Genomic DNA, 18,288 nt, shown 5'->3' with positions numbered 1-18,288 from the left:
GTGTTCTTTCGGTGGTGGGGGAATGATCGTCTCCGGGCCGTCGAGGCCCGCGTACAAAGCGCGAGTGCCGTCCGACAGAAGTTGTGCGAGATCGAGCGAGTCGTCCGTGAGCCACTGCTCGTATGCGGATATTGCCACACCGAGCACCATCCAACCCACCGTTCGCGGAAAATGCTCTGTGGCAGCACGATTCGTACGGACGGCCACGTACTCCGCAATCACCCCTCGCCATCCCTCGTACATCAGCATCGAATATCCCTGCAGTGTCGGGTTGCGCAGAATCAACTGCATGCGTTGCCGGTGAACGGCCTCCTCGTCCACCGGGAAGATATTGAACTCGAGCAGTGCCGATCGGATGCCCTCGGCGAGCGAGATGTCATTCGGTAGTTCGGCCAGCAGCGCACGAAGAGCTGCGAGCTGGGCGTCGAAGTCGCCCCAGGGCACCGCGTTCTTGGACGGGAAATACCGAAAGAACGTGCGCCGGGCGATGCCCGCTGCCTCTGCGATCTCGTCGACGCTGGTGTCGTCGAATCCGTTTTTCGCGAACAGTTCGATTCCTATGTCGCTGATCTGCCCCCGCGTCGTGGACGGGCGTCGACCTGCCCGGCTGGACGGTTTACGGCGACTGACCACTTTCTTTCCTCCGTATGGTTTCATTATGCACTCGATGCCATTATTGTGGTGAAGCAAGTCACGTTCACTGTCGAACGTGATGGTTCCAATATCCCGACGTGGAGGTATGACAATGTCCCAGAACCCCAAGACCGATGTTGTAGGCGCTGCAGTCGTCGAGTCCGATCTGGTCGAAGAGTCGCTGGTGGAAGAGGTTTCCATCGACGGCATGTGCGGCGTGTACTGACCATGTCGACGAGTGTGAAGGTCGACGGTCTCGATCTGGATGCCCGGTGGGCCCTTCACCCGCAGGTGGCGCTGCGCCCCGAGTCGTTCGGGGCGCTGCTCTACCACTTCGGGACACGGAAGCTTTCCTTTCTCAAGAACCGCACCATCGTGACGATCATCGAATCGCTGCCCGACCATTCTGACCTGCGGTCCGCGATCTCGGCCGCAGGAATCGCCGAAGCGTCGATGCCCCAGTACTCGCGCGCCCTCGCGACGCTGGCCGAGTCGAACATGATCGTCGCGCTCGACTCCTGATCTTTTTTCGGCAAGGTGAAGCAGCCCTTCTCCTCGCCCACACCACTCTCGCCCACACCACTCTCGCCCCTCGACTCGAGTAGAGGACCAGTCCATGACCTCCATGCTAGAAAGACCAGCTCCTCCGCCTGCCGTCGGGAAGCTGGTAGATCAGTTCGAACTAGGCCTCGACGCACCTATCTGTTTGACCTGGGAACTCACGTACGCGTGCAACCTTTCGTGCGTGCACTGCCTGTCTTCGTCCGGTCGACGCGACCCGAACGAATTGAGCACCGAGCAGTGCAAGTCGATCATCGACGAACTACAGAAGATGCAGGTCTTCTACGTCAACATCGGCGGCGGTGAGCCGACGGTCCGCAGCGACTTCTGGGAGCTCGTCGACTACGCGACAGCCCATCAGGTCGGGGTCAAGTTCTCCACGAACGGCGTCAAGATCGACAAGAAGGTCGCCGCTCGATTGGCCGCGTCGGACTACGTCGATGTGCAGATTTCCATCGACGGCGCCACCGCCGAGGTCAACGACGCGGTGCGCGGACCGGGTTCGTTCGACATGGCGATTCGCGCTCTGGAGAACTTGCAGGAGGCGGGCTTCAAGGATGCGAAAATTTCGGTAGTTGTCACCCGGCACAATGTGAGCCAGCTCGATACGTTCAAAGCGCTTGCCGACAAATACGGTGCGACGCTTCGCATCACGCGATTGCGCCCGTCCGGCCGTGGCGCGGATGTGTGGGATGACCTGCACCCAACTGCCGGTCAGCAGCGTGAGCTCTACAACTGGCTCGTTGCCAACGGCGAGGGTGTGCTGACGGGTGACTCCTTCTTCCACCTGTCCGCATTCGGCGACGCACTGCCCGGCCTCAACCTGTGCGGTGCCGGCCGCGTGGTGTGCCTGATCGATCCGGTCGGCGACGTGTACGCGTGCCCGTTCGCGATTCACGAGAACTTTCTCGCCGGCAACATCGTCCGCGATGCCAAAGACGGTATGGGCGGTTTTCAGACCGTCTGGCAGACGTCCGAACTGTTCCAAGATCTGCGTTCCCCGCAGACGTCGGGGGCGTGCACGAAATGTGCGCACTTCGATGCGTGCCGCGGTGGCTGCATGGCAGCGAAGTTCTTCACCGGCCTCCCCATGGATGGTCCGGATCCCGAATGCGTGATCGGTAACGGTGAAATGGCGTTGGCTGCGGCGGGGGAGATCCCCAAGTCCAGCGTCGACCATTCCCGTACCGGGCAGCGCAAGACACCGAGAGCGTCGGTGCCGCTCACCTTGATGATGCGGCCGCCGGCCAAGATCTGCGACGAAAACCCGCTCGCAGGAATGGAATAGGAAGCAATACAGCTATGGCCAAGAGTGCGTGGTTCGAGACCGTTGCCGAAGCGCAGCGGCGTGCCAAGAAACGTCTACCCAAATCCGTGTACGCCGCACTGGTGGCGGGTTCGGAGCGCGGCATCACCGTCGACGACAACACGGCGGCATTCGGCGAACTGGGGTTCGCCCCCCATGTCGCCGGCCTGTCGGACAAGCGTGATCTGTCGACAACGGTGATGGGACAACCACTCTCGTTTCCGGTCATGATCTCGCCGACGGGTGTGCAGGCCGTGCACCCGGACGGTGAGGTCGCCGTCGCGCGAGCGGCGGCGGCACGCGGCATCCCGATCGGCTTGTCTTCCTTCGCGAGCAAGTCCGTCGAGGAGGTCGCTGCCGCCAATCCGCAGACGTTCTTCCAGATGTACTGGGTCGGCTCTCGCGAGATACTGCTCCAGCGGATGGAGAGAGCTCGCGCGGCAGGCGCTGTGGGTCTGATCATGACCCTGGACTGGTCGTTCTCCAACGGCCGCGACTGGGGTAGCCCGTCGATTCCGGAGAAGATGGACCTGAAGGCCATGGTGCAGTTTGCACCCGAGGGCATCATGCGGCCCAAGTGGCTCTACGAGTTCGTCAAAACCGGCAAGATTCCAGACCTGTCCACGCCAAACCTGACGCCCCCGGGCGGGGAGGCGCCGACGTTCTTCGGCGCGTACGGCGAGTGGATGGGTACTCCGCTACCGACGTGGGAAGACGTTGCCTGGCTGCGTGAGCAGTGGGGCGGGCCGTTCATGCTCAAAGGCGTCATGCGCGTCGACGACGCGAAGAAGGCCGTCGACGCAGGCGTCACCGCCATCTCGGTGTCGAATCACGGCGGAAACAATCTCGACGGCACCCCGGCACCGATCCGTGCTCTTCCCGCTATCGCCGAGGCGGTGGGCGATCAGATCGAGATCACCCTCGACGGCGGCATTCGGCGTGGCAGCGACGTGGTCAAAGCGATCGCATTGGGTGCACGTGCGGTCATGATCGGCCGGGCATACCTGTGGGGCCTTTCGGCCAACGGACAAGCGGGAGTGGAGAACGTGCTCGACATTCTGCGCGGCGGTGTCGATTCCGCGGTCCTCGGTCTCGGGCACTCGTCGATTCACGATCTGACCCCGTTGGACGTTGTGATGCCGCTGGGGTTCGACCGAAAGCTCGGTGTCTAGGGCGTGGAGCCTGCGGAATGCCCCTGAGATGAGCAGTAGGGCGTGGAGCCTGCGGAATGCCCCTGAGATGAGCAGTACACGTTGGTTCGAGTCGGTTGCCGAGGCGCAGCGGCGGGCGCAGAGGTGTCTTCCGACATCGGTGTACAACGCTCTGGTCGCCGGTTCGGAACGGGGAATCACCCGTGACGACAACACGGCGGCGTTTCGCGAACTCGGGTTCGCTCCCCACGTCGCGGACCTGGCGGATGTTCGTGATTTGTCCACCACGTTCATGGGACAGCCGCTGTCGTTTCCGGTGATGATCTCGCCGACGGGTGTGCAGGCCGTGCACCCGGACGGCGAGGTCGCCGTGGCTCGCGCGGCGGCGTGCCGGGGCGTGTCGATGGGGCTTTCGTTGTTCGCGAGCAAGTCCGTGGAGGAGGTCGCGGCCGTCAATTCGCAGACGTTCTTTCAGCTGCACTGGGCCGGTTCGCGAGAACTGCTGCTACACATGGTCGGCCGCGCCCGAGCAGCAGGAGCGGTTGGATTGATTCTGACGATGGATTGGTCGTTCTCGGAGGGACGCGACTGGGGGAGTCCGTCGATCCCGGAACGCGTCGACGTTCGGACGATGATTTCTCATGCGCCCGAGGCGATCACGCATCCGCGCTGGCTGGGTCGATTCGTCGGATCCGGCCGACTACCTACCTTGACGGCGCCCAATTTGACGCCGCCCGAGGGCGCCGCTCCGTCATTCTTCGGTGCGTATCGGGAGTGGAAATCGACGCCGTTGCCGACCTGGGACGACATCGCATGGTTGCGCGCGCAGTGGGACGGCCCGTTCATGCTCAAGGGCATCACGAGGGTCGACGACGCCGAGCGGGCTGCCGATGTGGGTGCGACCGCGATTTCGGTGTCGAATCACGGTGGAAACAATCTCGACGGCACCCCGGCGTCCATCCGTGCGCTGCCTGCGATCGTCGACGCCGTCGGCGATCGCGTCGAAGTTGCACTCGACGGCGGCATCCGGCGCGGCAGCGACGTCGTGAAAGCACTCGCCCTCGGTGCGCACGCAGTATTGATCGGGCGCGCATACCTGTGGGGGTTGGCGGCCAACGGTCAAGCGGGCGTCGAGAACGTGCTCGACATCCTCAGGGGCGGCGTCGACTCGGCCGTCCTCGGCCTCGGGCACTCGTCGGTCCGCGAGCTGTCTGCGTCGGACATCGTGGTTCCCCCGGGATTCGGCCGGGTCCTCGGCGCACGGGAACCGAGCACGTCGGCGACCCGTCATGACCTGGAGCCTGCGGACCGACCGAACTGGGACAGCAGCCCGGTGTAGTGCTTGGGCAGCGGCGCAGCGAACTCGCCGACCTTGCCGGTACGGAGGCCCATCGAGACCAACGATTGGACGAACAACGTTCCGGCCGCCACACCGTCGACCACGGGGACGCCGATATCGTCGGAAGTGTCCCTGCAGAGCTTCGCCATGCCCGCGCAGCCCAGCACGACGCAGTCGCTCCGGTCCGTCCGGACGGCCTCCCTGCACGCTTCGGTGACGATCTTGCGTGCATCGGGATCGGTCTCGAGTTCGAGCACCGGAATCTCGCAGGCGTGGACGCCCCGGCACCTGCTCCCCATCCCGTAATGCGCGGCGAGGTCCCATGCCCGTCCGGTAGTGCGGTCGAGTGTGGTGACCACGGAGAAGCCGAGGCCAAGAAAGCTTGCCGCGCGCATCGCCGCTTCCGCTATGCCGACGACGGGACCGCGGGCCGCCTCGCGGGCGGCGTCGATGCCCGGGTCCCCGAAGCAGGCAATGACGTATCCGTCGGTCCCTCGTGCCTCGCCGAGCGCTATCTGTTCGAGAATGCCAGGGACACTGAGCGCCTCGTCGACATGCGACTCGATCGATGCCGGCCCCATCGTGGGGGTGACCGCCTCGACGAGTGTGCCCGGGCTTGCGACGGCCCGAGCACACTCGCCGATAGTGGCGGTCATCGACGCTGTGGTGTTGGGGTTGACCACCGTGATGAGCATTCGGGTCGGTACCTACGCCTTCACCGTGGCGTCGTCGAGGTGGTTGGTGACGGCCAGCTTCGTCTTGGTGGCGAGGAGAGCTCCGGCGATGGTGGCGTACACCGCAGCCGGGTTGTATCCCTTGCTGTACCAGTACTTTCCGGCGGGCGACATCGTGAACAGCTCGTCCACCACTACTTTCTGCTTGCGCACCAGGTAGTAGTCGGCGATGAGCACACCGAACAGGGATCCGATGAAGGCGCCGAGGGTTTCGAGTGTCAGGTGGATTACCTCGGGATTGTTGTACAGGTTCCACGGGGTGATCAGGATGGATCCGACGGCAGCGATCATGCCACCGGCGCGCCAACTGATTTTCTGGGGACTGACGTTGGAGAAGTCGAAGGCGGGGGAGATGAAGTTGGCGACGATATTGATGCCGATGGTGGCGATCGTGAACGTCAGAGCGCCGAGAACGATCGCGAAGGTGCTGTCGATACGAGCGACGGTTTCGACCGGGTCGGTGATGAGCTCACCGAACACCGGGAGCGTCAAGGACGCCGTGACGACCACGAGAATGGAGAAGACGAGGAAGTTGACGGGCAGGCCGAGGAAATTGCCCTTCTTCACCGCGGCGTAGGACTTCCCGTAGCGGGAGAAGTCGCCGAAGTTGAGCATCGGCCCGGAGAAGTAGGACACGACGAGTGCGATGGGTCCGAGCATGATCGGAACCGCGCTCATACCGGTGTGCTGAACACCGCCGAGGTTCAGGTCGATCGCGCCCCAGCCTGCCTTCCAGATGAGGTAACCGCAGAGCGCGAACATGACCACGTAGACGGCGGGTCCGCAGAAGTCGATGAATTTGCGGATCGACTCCATGCCCCGCCAGAACACAGCGGCCTGCAGTACCCACAGGAACAGGAAGCTGGCCCAGCCGAGCGCGGACAGCCCGGCGAAGCCGTAGTCGGCGGTCACCGCGTACGGAGCCAGGCCCGGAAAAAGCTTGATCAGCACGATGTCGAGGGCGGCCGATGCCAGGAACGTCTGTATTCCGTACCAGGCGACCGCGATCAATCCGCGAATGATCGCCGGAATGTTTGCGCCGAGAACGCCGAAGGACGCTCGGCACATCACCGGATACGGGACGCCTGTCACCTGGCTCGGCTTCGCGACCAGGTTGCAGAAGAAATACACGATCGAGATTCCGACGAGAAGTGAAATGAGGACCTGCCAACTGGCGAGTCCCAAGGCGAACAGGCTACCGGCGGTGACGTATCCGCCGACGGAGTGCACGTCGGACATCTACGAATGCGAAGAGATTGTAGGAGGTCCACGACTGCTTCTTCAGAGGTGCGAGGTCCTCGTTGGTGAGCCGCGGGTCGTAGGTGTCCTTGATCAGTCCACCACCGACCGGGTGCCCTGCGGCCTCGATCATGTCCGCAGATCTACCGGCCACCGGAGATGCTGGTCCGTTTGCTGTACTTGTCATCGATGCTCCTGATGCGTCGCTCGAAGTCTCCCGGTCGGTCCGCAGGCTCTACTCGCGCTGCAGATTTCGGTCGACGCCACAGCGGCGAAGACCGGCGAGGGAAAATGTAGCGACGCAGTGTTGCCCCTGCGTGACGCCAGAAATATATTCTTTGCGACGGCTGTTCAAGCGGGTGGGTCCGCCAGAAGTCCCGTCTCGGTCGTGATGGACGAGATGACGGTTCCGAGGTGGCTCGAGTGTGCCTGCGCGATGGCGGTCAGAGCCGGCGCGTCGCGATCGAGAAAGGCTTCGAGCATCGTGCGGTGGTCGGAATGCAATGCAGCGCGGTCGGATCCGGACACCTGCACCATCGGCTGGACGGGTTCGGTGATGTTCCACGCAGCCTCGAGCATGTGCACCAACCGCTTCATTCGCGAAGGCCGTGTCAATGCCATGTGAAATTCGCGGCTGCGGCGATGATAGTCACGCGGATTGTCGGCGGCAATCGATTGCTCGAGAAGGCGATTCGCTTCGACGGCACCCGCACGGTCCTCGTCCGTCGCGAGTTCCACGGCGGTTGCGAGTGCCGCAGTCTCGAGGACGGCGCGGACGATGTACATCTCGCGTAGTTCTGCCGAGGTCAGCCGCGCCACCGTGTACCCGAGATTCGGTCGGTGATCGACCAGCCCCTCGCCGATGAGCGTCTTCAACGATTCGCGTACCGGAATCCTGCTGACACCGAACAACTCGGCCACTTCGTCGACCGGGATATGAGTGCTGGGCGGTGCATCGCCGGAGAGGATCACTCGTCGGAGTTCGTCGAGAATCCTCGGTTGTCGACCGCCGGGCTCGGCGATGCTCAGCCGATCGAGAAGCACCGACCTGCGACGAGGTGGCATGACACTCCTTCCGGCCGGTCCCTCCGCACGGTAGCGGTGCATTGTTTCGTGTATGTGAAAGCTGGCGCGCCGTCTCGGTTCCGATAGCATCGCCCGGTGTCCACCCACGTTCCCGATGCGCCCCGCGCCGAGCTGCTCGGCGTGGACGGATGGCCGCGCGTCGACGGTTCTCGCACGATCGCGGTCCCGGTTGGTGCCATGGAGCAACACGGGCCGCACCTGCCGCTGGACACGGATACGCGCATCGCCGAGGCCGTCGCCAATCGGCTTCCCGGTGTGGTGGTTGCCCCGTCGGTCGCCTACGGTGCGAGCGGTGAGCACGAGGGTTTCGCCGGCACGATCTCGATCGGCTCGGAAGCCCTGCGGGTGATGCTCGTCGAGTACGGCAGATCGGCCTGTCGGTGGGCGGAGCGGGTGGTGTTCGTCAACGGCCACGGTGGCAATCTGACGGCGTTGATCGCGGCCGTCGAACTTCTCCGATACGAGGGACGCGACGTGGCGTGGTTGCCGTGCGCAGTTTCCGGCGCCGACGCTCATGCGGGTCGTACCGAAACGTCGTTGCTTCTGTGGCTCGCACCCGAGACGGTGGACGTGCCGCGAGCCGAGGCGGGCAACGTCGAACCGATTGGCGCGTTGCTTCCCCGGCTACGCGCGGGGGGCGTGCGGGCGGTCTCTCCGAACGGCGTGCTGGGTGATCCCCGTGGGTCGAGCGCCGCTGAGGGGGAGGCAATTCTGTACGCGATGACTGCCCGCAGTGCCGCTGCGCTGGCACGATGGGCACCCTCCGAGCGTGGAATGTTGGAGTAGACGCGAAGTTGGTTATAGCCGTGAGAACAAACCGACGGTCTGTTACGGTTTTTTACTGCCCAGGGGCACCACATCAGCGGGATGTCCGTTTACGATCACCAGATGGGTCAAGGTCGGTTGCCTGACGGCTTCGGGGTACGGGTCGATCCTCGCGTACGCGCTTACTCGGAGGGCAGGGTCCTGATCGGCGGTTCACCCACCCGCATGCTCACGCTCGCGCCGACGGCAGCGGCGATGATCGGCGACGGGTACCTCGAGGTCATCGATTCGCAGACCGCGCTCGTCGCCCGCAAGTTGCTCGATTCCGGGGTCGCCAATCCGCGTCCGATGCACATCCCGTCTCCTCGTGACGTCACGGTCGTCGTTCCGGCGAGAAACAACGAGGAAGGTGTGCACCGGCTGCTCACGGCGCTGCACGGACTGCAGGTAATTGTCGTCGACGACGGCTCCGACGTACCGGTCGTCGTACCACCGCTCGACTGGAGCGTCGGCGGCGTGACGGTGCTGCGGCACGAGATGCCCCGTGGCCCCGCGGCGGCACGAAACACCGGATTGCGCGGTGCAACAACGGACTTCGTGGCGTTCCTCGACTCCGATGTCGTGCCGCGCAAGGGGTGGCTCGAAGTCATGCTCGGACATTTCTCGGATCCTGCAGTGGCTCTGGTGGCTCCCCGTATCGTCGCGCTGGAGCCTGAGGGCAACGCGCTCGCGCGTTACGAGCATGCTCGGTCGTCGCTCGACCTCGGTCGCAGGGAAGCCGCGGTGCGCGCAGGTAGCTCGGTGTCGTACGTGCCAAGCGCGGCGATGTTGATTCGTCGAAAGGTCGCTCTGGACTGCGACGGCTTCGACGAGTCGATGCACGTTGCCGAGGACGTCGACCTTTGCTGGAGATTGCAGGAAGCCGGTTGGCGCCTGCGGTACGAGCCGGTCGCGCACGTGGCGCACGACCACAGAGTCACGTTCGGGCGGTGGTTCGGGCGCAAACTGTTCTACGGCACCGGGGCGAGTCCACTCGCGGAGCGTCATCCCGGGATGGTTCCACCGGTCTCGATGTCACCGTGGACGCTGGCCGCGTGTCTGTTGGCGGCGAGCTTCACCAAGTTCGGTCTGTTCGGTGCGCTGTTGACCCTCGGAGTCACCATCGCCCGGTTACGCAAGATGTTCCTCGGTCTCGACCAGCCCACGCGGATCGCGGCAATTCTCGCGACCGAAGGTTTCGTCGGAGGGCTGTGGCAGCTTGCTTCGGCGCTGTGCCGGCACTACTGGCCGATCACCCTTCTCGCGGTGGTGTTGTCCAGTAGAATTCGAAAGATCGCTGTCGCGCTTGCACTTTCGGAGGCAATGTCGGATTGGTACAAGCATCGTGAGCTGGGTGGTCTCGACCCGGTGCGATACGCATTCTTCAAGCGCGTCGACGACATCGCCTACGGGGCCGGACTGTGGACGGGTGCCGTTCGAACGCGCAGCCTCGGAGCGTTGACGCCGCGAATGGACTCATGACGACAGAGGATCGTGGTTACGCCGACGTTGTCGTCGTCGGTGGCGGATCGTGCGGGTCGGTGCTCGCAGCTCGGCTGAGCGAAGACCCGTCGTGCTCGGTGGTGCTACTCGAGGTGGGGCCGGGGTACCGCAGTGCCGCCGAAATTCCCACCGCGTTGCTCGACGCCTGTGCGTTGCCCGTCGGGCCTCGCAGTCCCTGGATCGACGGCTACCGCGCGGAGTTGACGCCCGACACCGCGGTCGACGTCGCGCGCGGCCGAGTGCTGGGTGGGTCCGGTGCGGTGAACGGTGCCTACTTCGTTCGTGCGCGTCCTGGCGACTTCGACTCGTGGCCGGCGTCGTGGTCGTTCGACGATGTCCTCCCGTACTTTCGGGCACTGGAGAACGATCTCGATTTCGGCGGTGACGCTCACGGATCGGCCGGACCGATGCCGGTTTCGCGTGTTGCCGCATCTGTTCGATCGCCGATAACCGACACGTTCTTCGGTGCCGCCCTCGCCGCCGGGTATCGATTCGATGCGGACAAGAACGATCCGTTCTCCACCGGGGGTGTGGGTCCGGTGCCGCGCAACGTGCTCGGCGCGCGACGAGTGAATGCGGCTTCGGCCTATCTGTTGCCGGCGATGACGCGTGCCAACCTGACGGTGCACGACCGCACGACCGTGCTGGGCGTCACCTTCGGTGGAGCGCGCGCGAGCGGGGTGACGGTCGAACGCGGCGGCGTGGTATCGCACCTCCGTGCCGACCGGATTGTATTGTGCGCCGGATCTGTTCGTACACCGCAGCTGCTGATGTTGTCGGGCATAGGTCCGGCAGATCCTTTGACGGAACTGGGTGTACCGGTTGTCATGGACCACCCTCGGGTCGGTCGAGGTTTCACCGATCACCCCGAACTTCTTGTGCCCTGGCAGCTTTCGAACATCGGTCGTCGAAGTTCGCCATTGGAGGCGGTTCTTCACGTGGACGATCTCGAAATTCGGCCCTACAGCGCCTCTTTCGACAGTTTCATCGCCGGAATACCCGCAGGCCGTCCGATGATCGGGATCGGTCTGATGCGTCCGGAGAGCCGCGGCGACATCACGCTCGTCTCGCGCGACCCGGCCGACGCGCCGCGTGTGCGTCATCGATACCTGGCTTCACCCGCTGACAGGCGGGCAATGTCGGACGGTCACGCACTGGTTCTCGATCTGATCGGACGAGCGGGAACAGCGCAGGAACCGGCAGCGCCGGGCCGGGTCGGTGACGGGCAGGCCCTTCTCGGTACGTCACTTCACCTGTCCGGTAGCTGCGCAATGGGGGACGGTGACTCCGTTGTCGACGAGTTCTGTCGGGTGCGCGGCATAGAGGGGCTGTTCGTCGTGGACACCTCCGCGTTCCCCGTGGTGCCCTCGCGGGGCCCGCACGCGACGGCGATCATGTTCGCCGAGCGCGCATCGGACCTGCTTCGTGGCCGAGTGGCGTAGGTTCGACCCTCTCCGGAACCATTCACGGTTTCGCAGAGAATGGGGACAACCCGATGTCCGACAAATCTCCTCGCAATTCCATGCCCAAAAAGTCCGGTAAGTCGCTGAAGGAAAGGCGTGCGGACAAGAAGACGAAGTCGGCGGGCCATACGAGCATCGACATCTCGGCGACCGTGAAGAAGCGCTGACCGAACGCGTGCGTCCCTCCTTGCCCGGATCGCGGCTTCGGGTGGAGGGGTTGCATTCTGCCCTTGTGTGCTGCGTTACAGTAGTATGACCGCGCCAGAAGAGGTAGTTGTGATGACTGGAAGCAAGCCAGGGCAGGGCAACCCCTGGGTGGCCGTTCGTCCTGGTGACGACGTCGACCTCCTGGCACGCCGAGTCGGAGCCGCACATCGATCGTTCGTCGAAGATCGGCCGCCGTCGGACAACGTGCGCTCGGTTGTCCTCGATTCTTGGCTGCGCAGTCGAACGAAGGGTGTTGACCCCGACGGCAACAACGATTCGTTCGCTCTCTCCGGCGCCGAACTCGAGCGGTATCGCAACGAGCACCCCATGTCTCTCGTCCGGCCGGTCGTGCGGAAATTGCTGGTCGAGGACGCCGCCGACACGGGATTGCTCGTCGCAATCTCGGACGCCGAAGGTCGGCTCCTGTGGGTCGAGGGCGATGTTGCCGCCAAAGACCGTGCGCTGTCGATGAATTTCGCGGAGGGCGCGGACTGGAGCGAAGAGAGTAAGGGTACGAATGCGCCGGGTACCGCCCTGGCCGTCGATCACTGTGTGCAAATTTTCGAGGCCGAACACTTCACCCGGACGGTGCACGAGTGGAGCTGTTCTGCCGCGCCGGTTCATCACCCCACCAGCGGGCACATACTAGGCGCGATCGACATCACCGGGGGTCCACGCGTCGCGGTACCGGAAGTGTTGTCGCTGATCCGCGCGACCGTCGCGGCGGCCGAGTCCGAGCTGCGCGTGCACCTGATGAACTCTCCGAAGTCGTTGGGAGACAGTGCGCCTCGGCTGGAGGTGTTGGGATCGGGCCGGCCGGGACTCGTGCGGGGCAGTGGTCGACTTGCCCTGTCGCAGCGGCACGCCGAGATATTGCTGCTGCTCGCCGATCACCCGGAGGGGCTCAGCTCCGACCACCTGGCAGTGTTGCTCGACGAGCACGAACTCGACTCCGTCACCATCCGTGCCGAGATGTCGAGATTGCGCAAAACCTTCGGTGCGGCGGGCCTCGCGTCGCGTCCCTACAGATTGGTCGGGGCGCTGTCCTCCGACGTCGGCGACATCCGCCGGGCCCTCGACCGCGGCGATGTCGAAGCCGCGATGCGTATCTACACCGGTCCGGTACTTCCGGGGTCATCGGCACCGGGCATCGACGACATCCGCAACGAACTGCGATCGCGGGTGCAAGCCGCGTTGCTGCGCGTCGGCGATCCGGTGCTGCTCGCACAATGGACGTCGTCGATCCACGGACGCACCGACATCGTCGCGTGGGAGGCGTACCGCTCCACGCTCCGCCCGGATTCCGCGCTGTACGGCCAGGTGGACGCACGTATCGATCTGCTCGACAGTCAGCTGGGCGTCTGACGCATGCTGCGTCCCGCTCGGCAACGTAGTTGCTGCCTGCTCGGCAACGTAGTTGCAACGTTGCACTCTCTAGTGTTCTGAATCACAGCAGTTCTTGTTGATGAGAAGGAGTCACTGGATGTCCGTCTACGCTCGCCCCGGTACCGCCGATGCCAAGATGTCGTTTCAGCCGCGCTACGAGAATTGGATCGGCGGCGAATGGGTACCGCCGGTCAAGGGCCAGTACTTCGAGAACCCGACCCCGGTCACCGGCGAGAACTTCTGCGAAGTTGCCCGCTCGACGTCCGAGGACATCGAACTGGCACTCGACGCCGCACACGCCGCCGCACCCGCATGGGGCAAGACATCGGCCGCCGAGCGTGCTGTCGTCCTCAACAAGATCGCCGACCGCATCGCCGAGAACCTCGAGTCGATCGCCCTCGCCGAGTCGTGGGACAACGGCAAGCCGATCCGCGAAACTCTGAACGCCGACATCCCGCTCGCCGTCGACCACTTCCGATACTTCGCCGGTTGCATTCGCGCGCAGGAGGGTTCGCTGTCCGAGATCGACAGCGACACAGTGGCTTATCACTTCCACGAGCCCCTCGGCGTCGTCGGTCAGATCATCCCGTGGAACTTCCCGATCCTCATGGCCGTGTGGAAGCTCGCGCCCGCACTCGCCGCAGGTAACGCCGTGGTGCTCAAGCCCGCAGAGCAGACGCCTGCCTCGATCCTGTACTTGATCTCGGTCATCGGCGACCTTCTGCCCCCCGGCGTCCTGAACATCGTCAACGGATTCGGTGTGGAAGCGGGCAAGCCGCTGGCATCGAGCCCGCGCATTGCCAAGATTGCGTTCACCGGCGAGACCACCACCGGTCGGTTGATCATGCAGTACGCCTCCCAAAATCTCATCCCCGTCACTCTCGAACTCGGCGGCAAAAGCCCCAACGTGTTTTTCTCCGACGTGTTGTCGGTGGGCGACGACTACCAGGACAAGGCGCTCGAAGGGTTCACGATGTTCGCCCTGAACCAGGGTGAAGTCTGCACCTGCCCGTCCCGTTCCCTCATCCAGGCCGATATCTACGACGAGTTCCTCGCGCTCGCTGCCATCCGAACCAAGGCGGTGCGACAGGGCGATCCGCTCGACACCGACACCATGATCGGTGCGCAGGCCTCCAACGACCAGCTCGAAAAGATCCTGTCCTACATCGAGATCGGCAAGGGCGAAGGTGCACAGGTGGTCACCGGCGGCGAGCGCGCGCAGCTCGGAGGCGACCTGAACGGTGGCTACTACGTCCAGCCGACGATCTTCACCGGCAAGAACGACATGCGCATCTTCCAGGAAGAGATCTTCGGCCCCGTGGTGTCGGTGACCTCGTTCAAGGACTACGACGAAGCCATCTCCATCGCCAACGACACCCTCTACGGACTCGGTGCGGGCGTCTGGTCGCGAGACGGCGGCGTCGCCTACCGCGCCGGACGCGACATCAAGGCCGGACGCGTGTGGACGAACACGTACCACCAGTACCCGGCGCACGCGGCGTTCGGCGGCTACAAGTCCTCCGGCATCGGGCGCGAGAACCACCTGATGATGCTGGACCACTACCAGCAGACGAAGAACCTGCTTGTCAGCTACGCCCAGAAAGCCCAGGGCTTCTTCTGATGCCTGACGCGCAACCACCAGCGCGTCTCAGATCAACCGCCGGGGCGATGGAGCTTCTCCGTCGCCTCGGCGGTATCCACGGCGCACTGATGATGCACCAGTCCGGAGGATGCTGCGATGGATCCTCTCCGATGTGTTATCCCGCAGGGGAATTCATCGTCGGTGATCGCGATGTGCTGCTGGGATTGTTGGATCTTCGGCTCGGCGTCGGCGAGGTGCCCACCGATCTTCCGGAGGGCGTCGACGCTGTGCCGGTATGGATCTCCGGTTCGCAGTTCGAAGCGTGGAAGCACACGCAGATGGTTCTCGACGTCGTGCCCGGCCGAGGCTCGGGCTTCTCACTCGAAACCCCGGAGGGCCTGCGATTCCTCAGCCGCGGACGCGCCTACACACCGGCGGAGAACGACGCGCTGGCGCAGCTGCGCCCGTTCGTCGGCGTCGATTGGGAAGAGGGCAGGCGTCCACCCGTCCCGAACGACGTGCTCGTCGTTGCCGAAGCAGTCGATGCGTGCCCGGTTCCGGGCATGCTTCGAGGCTGACCGCTCTGCACGGTTCGACACACGGCACGATACGCACACGGTCGCCTGGTCGTGCCCTCGAAAGAAGGCGCGACCGGGCCGCAATCCCGGCCTAGGGTTGTTCTCGCGAAAGCTGCACAGGCGTCAGCCGCCGATAGGCCGAACGACAGTCTCCGCACCGTCCTCATCGCCTTCGTGGCGAATCTCGGAGTGGCGATCGCCAAAACCATCGCAGCGATCATCACCGGGTCCGCGTCGATGGTGGCCGAGGCGTCCCATTCCTGGGCCGACACCGGCAACGAGGTGTTTCTGCTCGTGGCCGACAAGCGTGGTTCCCGCGGCCCCGACTCGGAACGCCCGCTGGGATACGGCCGCGAGAGCTACCTCTGGTCGACGTTGGCCGCGGTCGGGTTGTTCGTCGCCGGCGCCGCAGTGTCGATCTGGAACGGGGTGACCTCACTGTTCGGATCGTCGATCGCGCGCACACTCCGGCGACTGGAGCGTGAGCAAAGAAACCAACAGCGCTGTAGTGGACGCAGTTCTGACAGTCGCCGAACCGGACGAGGGCGATCGGGGCAACACCGGCCTCGTCGAGCCGCGTTCGATGTGACCGCCCGTAATCAGCCCGTCATGTTCCGATGATCTTGCGCTCACACCCCAGGCATATCTTTCACTCGGTTCGCGCACCCCGAGCGACCGAGTCCTCAGCATCGAGAGAGGCCGCACACATGTCCGTCAAAGAACCAACCGGCACCCATCACGGCGGTGCGGACTCCCATGTCGAGGGCGGTGACTACCTCGCCAAGCGCCAGTTGAAGAAGGGCACCGCGGGCTGGATACTGCTTGCCGGCCTCGGTGTCAGCTATGTCATTTCCGGCGACTACTCCGGATGGAATTTCGGCCTCGAACAGGGCGGGTTCGGTGGTCTGCTCATTGCCGCCGTGCTGATCGCGGGCATGTACCTGGCCATGGTGCTCGGAATGGCCGAGATGTCCTCGGCGCTGCCGGCAGCAGGCGGCGGCTACACATTCGCTCGTCGAGCACTCGGTCCGTGGGGCGGGTTCGCCACCGGCACGGCCATTCTCATCGAATACGCGATCGCGCCCGCGGCCATTGCAACCTTCATCGGCGCGTACGTCGAATCCCTGGGCCTGTTCGGCATCACGGACGGCTGGTGGGTGTATCTGGCGGTGTACGCGATATTCATCGGAATTCATCTTGCCGGTGCCGGCGAGGCGCTGAAGATCATGTTCGTCATCACCGCGATCGCACTCGTCGGCCTGATCATCTTCGCTGTTGCAGCACTCGGGCAGTTCGACTCGGCCAACCTGACGGACATCGCGCCGAGCGACGCCGCGGGAGCATCGAGCTTCCTGCCGTTCGGTTACATGGGCATCTGGGCAGCCGTACCGTTCGCCATCTGGTTCTTTCTCGCCATCGAGGGTGTGCCACTGGCCGCCGAGGAAGCGAAAGATCCGACGAAGAACGTCCCTCGAGGCATCATCGCCGCGATGGCGGTCCTCCTCCTCACAGGCGCAGGCGTTCTCGTCCTCGTGACGGGCGCTGGGGGAGCGGACGCCATGCAGGCGTCGGGCAATCCGCTCGTCGAAGCTCTCGGCGACGGCGCCGCCGCGAAGGTCGTCAACTACATCGGCCTCGCGGGCCTGGTCGCCAGTTTCTTCTCCATCATGTACGCCTACTCGCGGCAGCTGTTCGCGCTCTCCCGCGCGGGCTACCTCCCGAAGGTGTTGTCCATCACCAACACTCGAAAAGCACCGACGCTCGCGCTGATCGTCCCGGGCGTCATCGGTTTCGTCCTCTCGCTCACCGGCCAGGGTGCGATGCTGCTCAACATGGCAGTGTTCGGCGCCGCGCTGAGCTACGTGCTGATGATGATCAGTCACATCGTGTTGCGGCGGAAAGAGCCGACTATGGAGCGGCCGTACCGAACCCCGGGCGGGATCGCGACTACGGGATTCGCCCTCGTCGTCGCAGCCTTCGCCGTCGTCGCCACCTTCCTCGTCGACAGTACTGCCGCGCTGTGGTGCCTCGGTGTGTTCGCAGCCTTCATGCTGTACTTCGGCATCTACAGTCGCCATCGCCTGGTCGCGAATTCACCGGACGAGGAGTTCGCTGCTCTCGCGAAAGCCGAGGCCGAGCTCGAATGACGTCGTACACACAGCAGGTGTCCGGCACGACCTACCGGTTCGACGGTCTGGTCGAGTTGATGGCCAAGGCAACGCCGTTGCGATCCGGCGACGAGTTGGCCGGGTGCGCTGCCGAATCCGACGCCGAACGTGCTGCCGCGCAATGGGCGCTCGCCGACGTGGCGCTGGAGGTCTTTCTCCGCGACCTGCTGGTGCCGTACGAGTCCGACGAGGTCACCCGCCTCATCGTGGATTCGCACGACAGGCAGGCGTTCGGGGCAGTATCGCACCTGACCGTGGGCGGGCTGCGAGACTGGCTGCTCGAGGTGGCCGCCTCCGAGGATGCGGCGGCACGGTTACGGTCGGTGTCCGCAGGCCTGACCCCGGAGATGGTGGCCGCAGTCAGCAAGATCATGCGGAATCAAGACCTCATTGCCGTCGCTCGGGCCGTCCGGGTGACATCGGCGTTTCGCACGACCGTCGGATTGCCGGGGACGCTGTGCACGCGGCTACAGCCGAATCATCCGACGGACGACCCGAGGGGCATTGCGGCGGCGACGCTCGACGGTCTGCTCCTGGGGTCGGGTGAT

Annotated in this window: 17 protein-coding genes and 2 pseudogenes; 15 read left to right on the top strand and 4 right to left on the bottom strand. The window is 64.3% G+C overall.

Annotation, left to right across the window (positions count from 1 at the left end):
- Window positions 1-633, bottom strand: a 633-nt coding sequence (gene mftR, locus WBQ44_RS02625; RefSeq protein ID WP_495565183.1) for a mycofactocin system transcriptional regulator MftR, incomplete at its 3' end; no start/stop codon positions are given.
- A 112-nt stretch (window positions 634-745) separates the two neighbouring features.
- Here mftR and mftA point away from each other — a divergent pair.
- The 5 genes from mftA (at window position 746) to mftD (WBQ44_RS02600) (ending at window position 4,990) form a co-directional block, all read left to right on the top strand.
- Window positions 746-859, top strand: a complete 114-nt coding sequence (gene mftA, locus WBQ44_RS02620; RefSeq protein ID WP_495565182.1) for a mycofactocin precursor MftA — start codon at window positions 746-748, stop codon at window positions 857-859.
- Between the two features lie 2 nt (window positions 860-861).
- Entirely contained in the window at window positions 862-1,155 is a 294-nt protein-coding gene (mftB, locus tag WBQ44_RS02615; RefSeq protein WP_495565181.1) for a mycofactocin biosynthesis chaperone MftB, read from the top strand.
- A gap of 94 nt (window positions 1,156-1,249) precedes the next feature.
- A complete protein-coding gene (gene mftC, locus WBQ44_RS02610) occupies window positions 1,250-2,482 on the top strand; it encodes a mycofactocin radical SAM maturase (RefSeq protein WP_495565180.1) in 1,233 nt (410 codons plus the stop codon).
- A gap of 14 nt (window positions 2,483-2,496) precedes the next feature.
- Window positions 2,497-3,672 (top strand): pre-mycofactocin synthase MftD, encoded by a 1,176-nt coding sequence (mftD, locus tag WBQ44_RS02605; RefSeq protein WP_495565179.1) that lies wholly within the window; start codon window positions 2,497-2,499, stop codon window positions 3,670-3,672.
- Window positions 3,673-3,739: 67 nt separating this feature from the next.
- Entirely contained in the window at window positions 3,740-4,990 is a 1,251-nt protein-coding gene (gene mftD, locus WBQ44_RS02600; protein WP_495565178.1) for a pre-mycofactocin synthase MftD, read from the top strand.
- Here mftD (WBQ44_RS02600) and WBQ44_RS02595 read toward each other — a convergent pair.
- The 3 genes and pseudogenes from WBQ44_RS02595 to WBQ44_RS02585 all read right to left on the bottom strand — a co-directional run bounded on the left by WBQ44_RS02595 (window position 4,939) and on the right by WBQ44_RS02585 (window position 8,028).
- Window positions 4,939-5,685: an aspartate/glutamate racemase family protein gene (locus WBQ44_RS02595; RefSeq protein WP_495565177.1), complete on the bottom strand. Its 747-nt coding sequence runs from the start codon at window positions 5,683-5,685 to the stop codon at window positions 4,939-4,941. The two genes, mftD (WBQ44_RS02600) and WBQ44_RS02595, sit on opposite strands and share 52 nt — an antisense overlap.
- 69 nt (window positions 5,686-5,754) lie before the next feature.
- A pseudogene (locus tag WBQ44_RS02590) lies at window positions 5,755-7,150 on the bottom strand (NCS1 family nucleobase:cation symporter-1); the annotation flags it as partial.
- A 164-nt stretch (window positions 7,151-7,314) separates the two neighbouring features.
- Window positions 7,315-8,028, bottom strand: coding sequence for a GntR family transcriptional regulator (locus tag WBQ44_RS02585; protein ID WP_495565176.1), 714 nt, complete (start codon window positions 8,026-8,028; stop codon window positions 7,315-7,317).
- Between the two features lie 96 nt (window positions 8,029-8,124).
- On the opposite strand from WBQ44_RS02585, the gene mftE reads away from it, so the two are divergent.
- The 10 genes and pseudogenes from mftE to eutB all read left to right on the top strand — a co-directional run.
- Window positions 8,125-8,835 carry a mycofactocin biosynthesis peptidyl-dipeptidase MftE gene (gene mftE, locus WBQ44_RS02580; protein WP_495565175.1) on the top strand — a complete coding sequence of 237 codons (711 nt, stop codon included), beginning with the start codon at window positions 8,125-8,127 and terminating at the stop codon, window positions 8,833-8,835.
- A gap of 102 nt (window positions 8,836-8,937) precedes the next feature.
- Window positions 8,938-10,335 (top strand): mycofactocin biosynthesis glycosyltransferase MftF, encoded by a 1,398-nt coding sequence (mftF, locus tag WBQ44_RS02575; RefSeq protein WP_495565174.1) that lies wholly within the window; start codon window positions 8,938-8,940, stop codon window positions 10,333-10,335.
- Window positions 10,332-11,798, top strand: a complete 1,467-nt coding sequence (gene mftG / locus WBQ44_RS02570; protein WP_495565173.1) for a mycofactocin dehydrogenase MftG — start codon at window positions 10,332-10,334, stop codon at window positions 11,796-11,798. Before mftF ends, mftG begins: the two co-directional genes overlap by 4 nt.
- 53 nt (window positions 11,799-11,851) lie before the next feature.
- Window positions 11,852-11,986 (top strand): hypothetical protein, encoded by a 135-nt coding sequence (locus WBQ44_RS02565; RefSeq protein WP_495565172.1) that lies wholly within the window; start codon window positions 11,852-11,854, stop codon window positions 11,984-11,986.
- Window positions 11,987-12,098: 112 nt separating this feature from the next.
- Window positions 12,099-13,391 (top strand): sigma-54-dependent transcriptional regulator family protein, encoded by a 1,293-nt coding sequence (locus WBQ44_RS02560; RefSeq protein WP_495565171.1) that lies wholly within the window; start codon window positions 12,099-12,101, stop codon window positions 13,389-13,391.
- 118 nt (window positions 13,392-13,509) lie between these two features.
- Window positions 13,510-15,033 (top strand): aldehyde dehydrogenase, encoded by a 1,524-nt coding sequence (adh, locus tag WBQ44_RS02555; RefSeq protein WP_495565170.1) that lies wholly within the window; start codon window positions 13,510-13,512, stop codon window positions 15,031-15,033.
- The gene (locus WBQ44_RS02550; protein ID WP_495565169.1) at window positions 15,033-15,572 is read left to right on the top strand and encodes a DUF779 domain-containing protein; all 540 of its coding nucleotides are present in this window, start codon (window positions 15,033-15,035) and stop codon (window positions 15,570-15,572) included. Before adh ends, WBQ44_RS02550 begins: the two co-directional genes overlap by 1 nt.
- A 165-nt stretch (window positions 15,573-15,737) precedes the next feature.
- A pseudogene (locus WBQ44_RS02545) lies at window positions 15,738-16,013 on the top strand (cation efflux transmembrane domain-containing protein); the annotation flags it as partial.
- A 266-nt stretch (window positions 16,014-16,279) separates the two neighbouring features.
- Window positions 16,280-17,719 (top strand): ethanolamine permease, encoded by a 1,440-nt coding sequence (eat, locus tag WBQ44_RS02540; RefSeq protein WP_495565168.1) that lies wholly within the window; start codon window positions 16,280-16,282, stop codon window positions 17,717-17,719.
- Window positions 17,716-18,288 (top strand): ethanolamine ammonia-lyase subunit EutB (gene eutB / locus WBQ44_RS02535; RefSeq protein WP_495565167.1); only part of this gene is annotated, 573 nt, incomplete at its 3' end. The genes eat and eutB, both read left to right, overlap by 4 nt.

This window comes from Rhodococcus sp. (in: high G+C Gram-positive bacteria), from assembly GCF_049591685.1.
Taxonomy (GTDB): Bacteria; Actinomycetota; Actinomycetes; order Mycobacteriales; family Mycobacteriaceae; genus Rhodococcoides.
This window is presented reverse-complemented; position numbering and strand designations above follow the sequence as displayed.

Excerpts from the sequence above, each read along its gene's own strand:
- adh (WP_495565170.1), top strand. The coding sequence starts at position 13,510 with ATGTCCGTCTACGCTCGCCCCGGTACCGCCGATGCCAAGATGTCGTTT.
- mftA (WP_495565182.1), top strand. The coding sequence starts at position 746 with ATGTCCCAGAACCCCAAGACCGATGTTGTAGGCGCTGCAGTCGTCGAG.
- WBQ44_RS02595 (WP_495565177.1), bottom strand. The coding sequence starts at position 5,685 with ATGCTCATCACGGTGGTCAACCCCAACACCACAGCGTCGATGACCGCC.
- mftC (WP_495565180.1), top strand. The coding sequence starts at position 1,250 with ATGACCTCCATGCTAGAAAGACCAGCTCCTCCGCCTGCCGTCGGGAAG.
- eat (WP_495565168.1), top strand. The coding sequence starts at position 16,280 with ATGTCCGTCAAAGAACCAACCGGCACCCATCACGGCGGTGCGGACTCC.
- mftD (WP_495565179.1), top strand. The coding sequence starts at position 2,497 with ATGGCCAAGAGTGCGTGGTTCGAGACCGTTGCCGAAGCGCAGCGGCGT.
- WBQ44_RS02565 (WP_495565172.1), top strand. The coding sequence starts at position 11,852 with ATGTCCGACAAATCTCCTCGCAATTCCATGCCCAAAAAGTCCGGTAAG.
- mftD (WP_495565178.1), top strand. The coding sequence starts at position 3,740 with ATGAGCAGTACACGTTGGTTCGAGTCGGTTGCCGAGGCGCAGCGGCGG.
- mftG (WP_495565173.1), top strand. The coding sequence starts at position 10,332 with ATGACGACAGAGGATCGTGGTTACGCCGACGTTGTCGTCGTCGGTGGC.
- mftB (WP_495565181.1), top strand. The coding sequence starts at position 862 with ATGTCGACGAGTGTGAAGGTCGACGGTCTCGATCTGGATGCCCGGTGG.
- mftF (WP_495565174.1), top strand. The coding sequence starts at position 8,938 with ATGGGTCAAGGTCGGTTGCCTGACGGCTTCGGGGTACGGGTCGATCCT.
- WBQ44_RS02560 (WP_495565171.1), top strand. The coding sequence starts at position 12,099 with ATGACTGGAAGCAAGCCAGGGCAGGGCAACCCCTGGGTGGCCGTTCGT.
- WBQ44_RS02550 (WP_495565169.1), top strand. The coding sequence starts at position 15,033 with ATGCCTGACGCGCAACCACCAGCGCGTCTCAGATCAACCGCCGGGGCG.
- WBQ44_RS02585 (WP_495565176.1), bottom strand. The coding sequence starts at position 8,028 with ATGCCACCTCGTCGCAGGTCGGTGCTTCTCGATCGGCTGAGCATCGCC.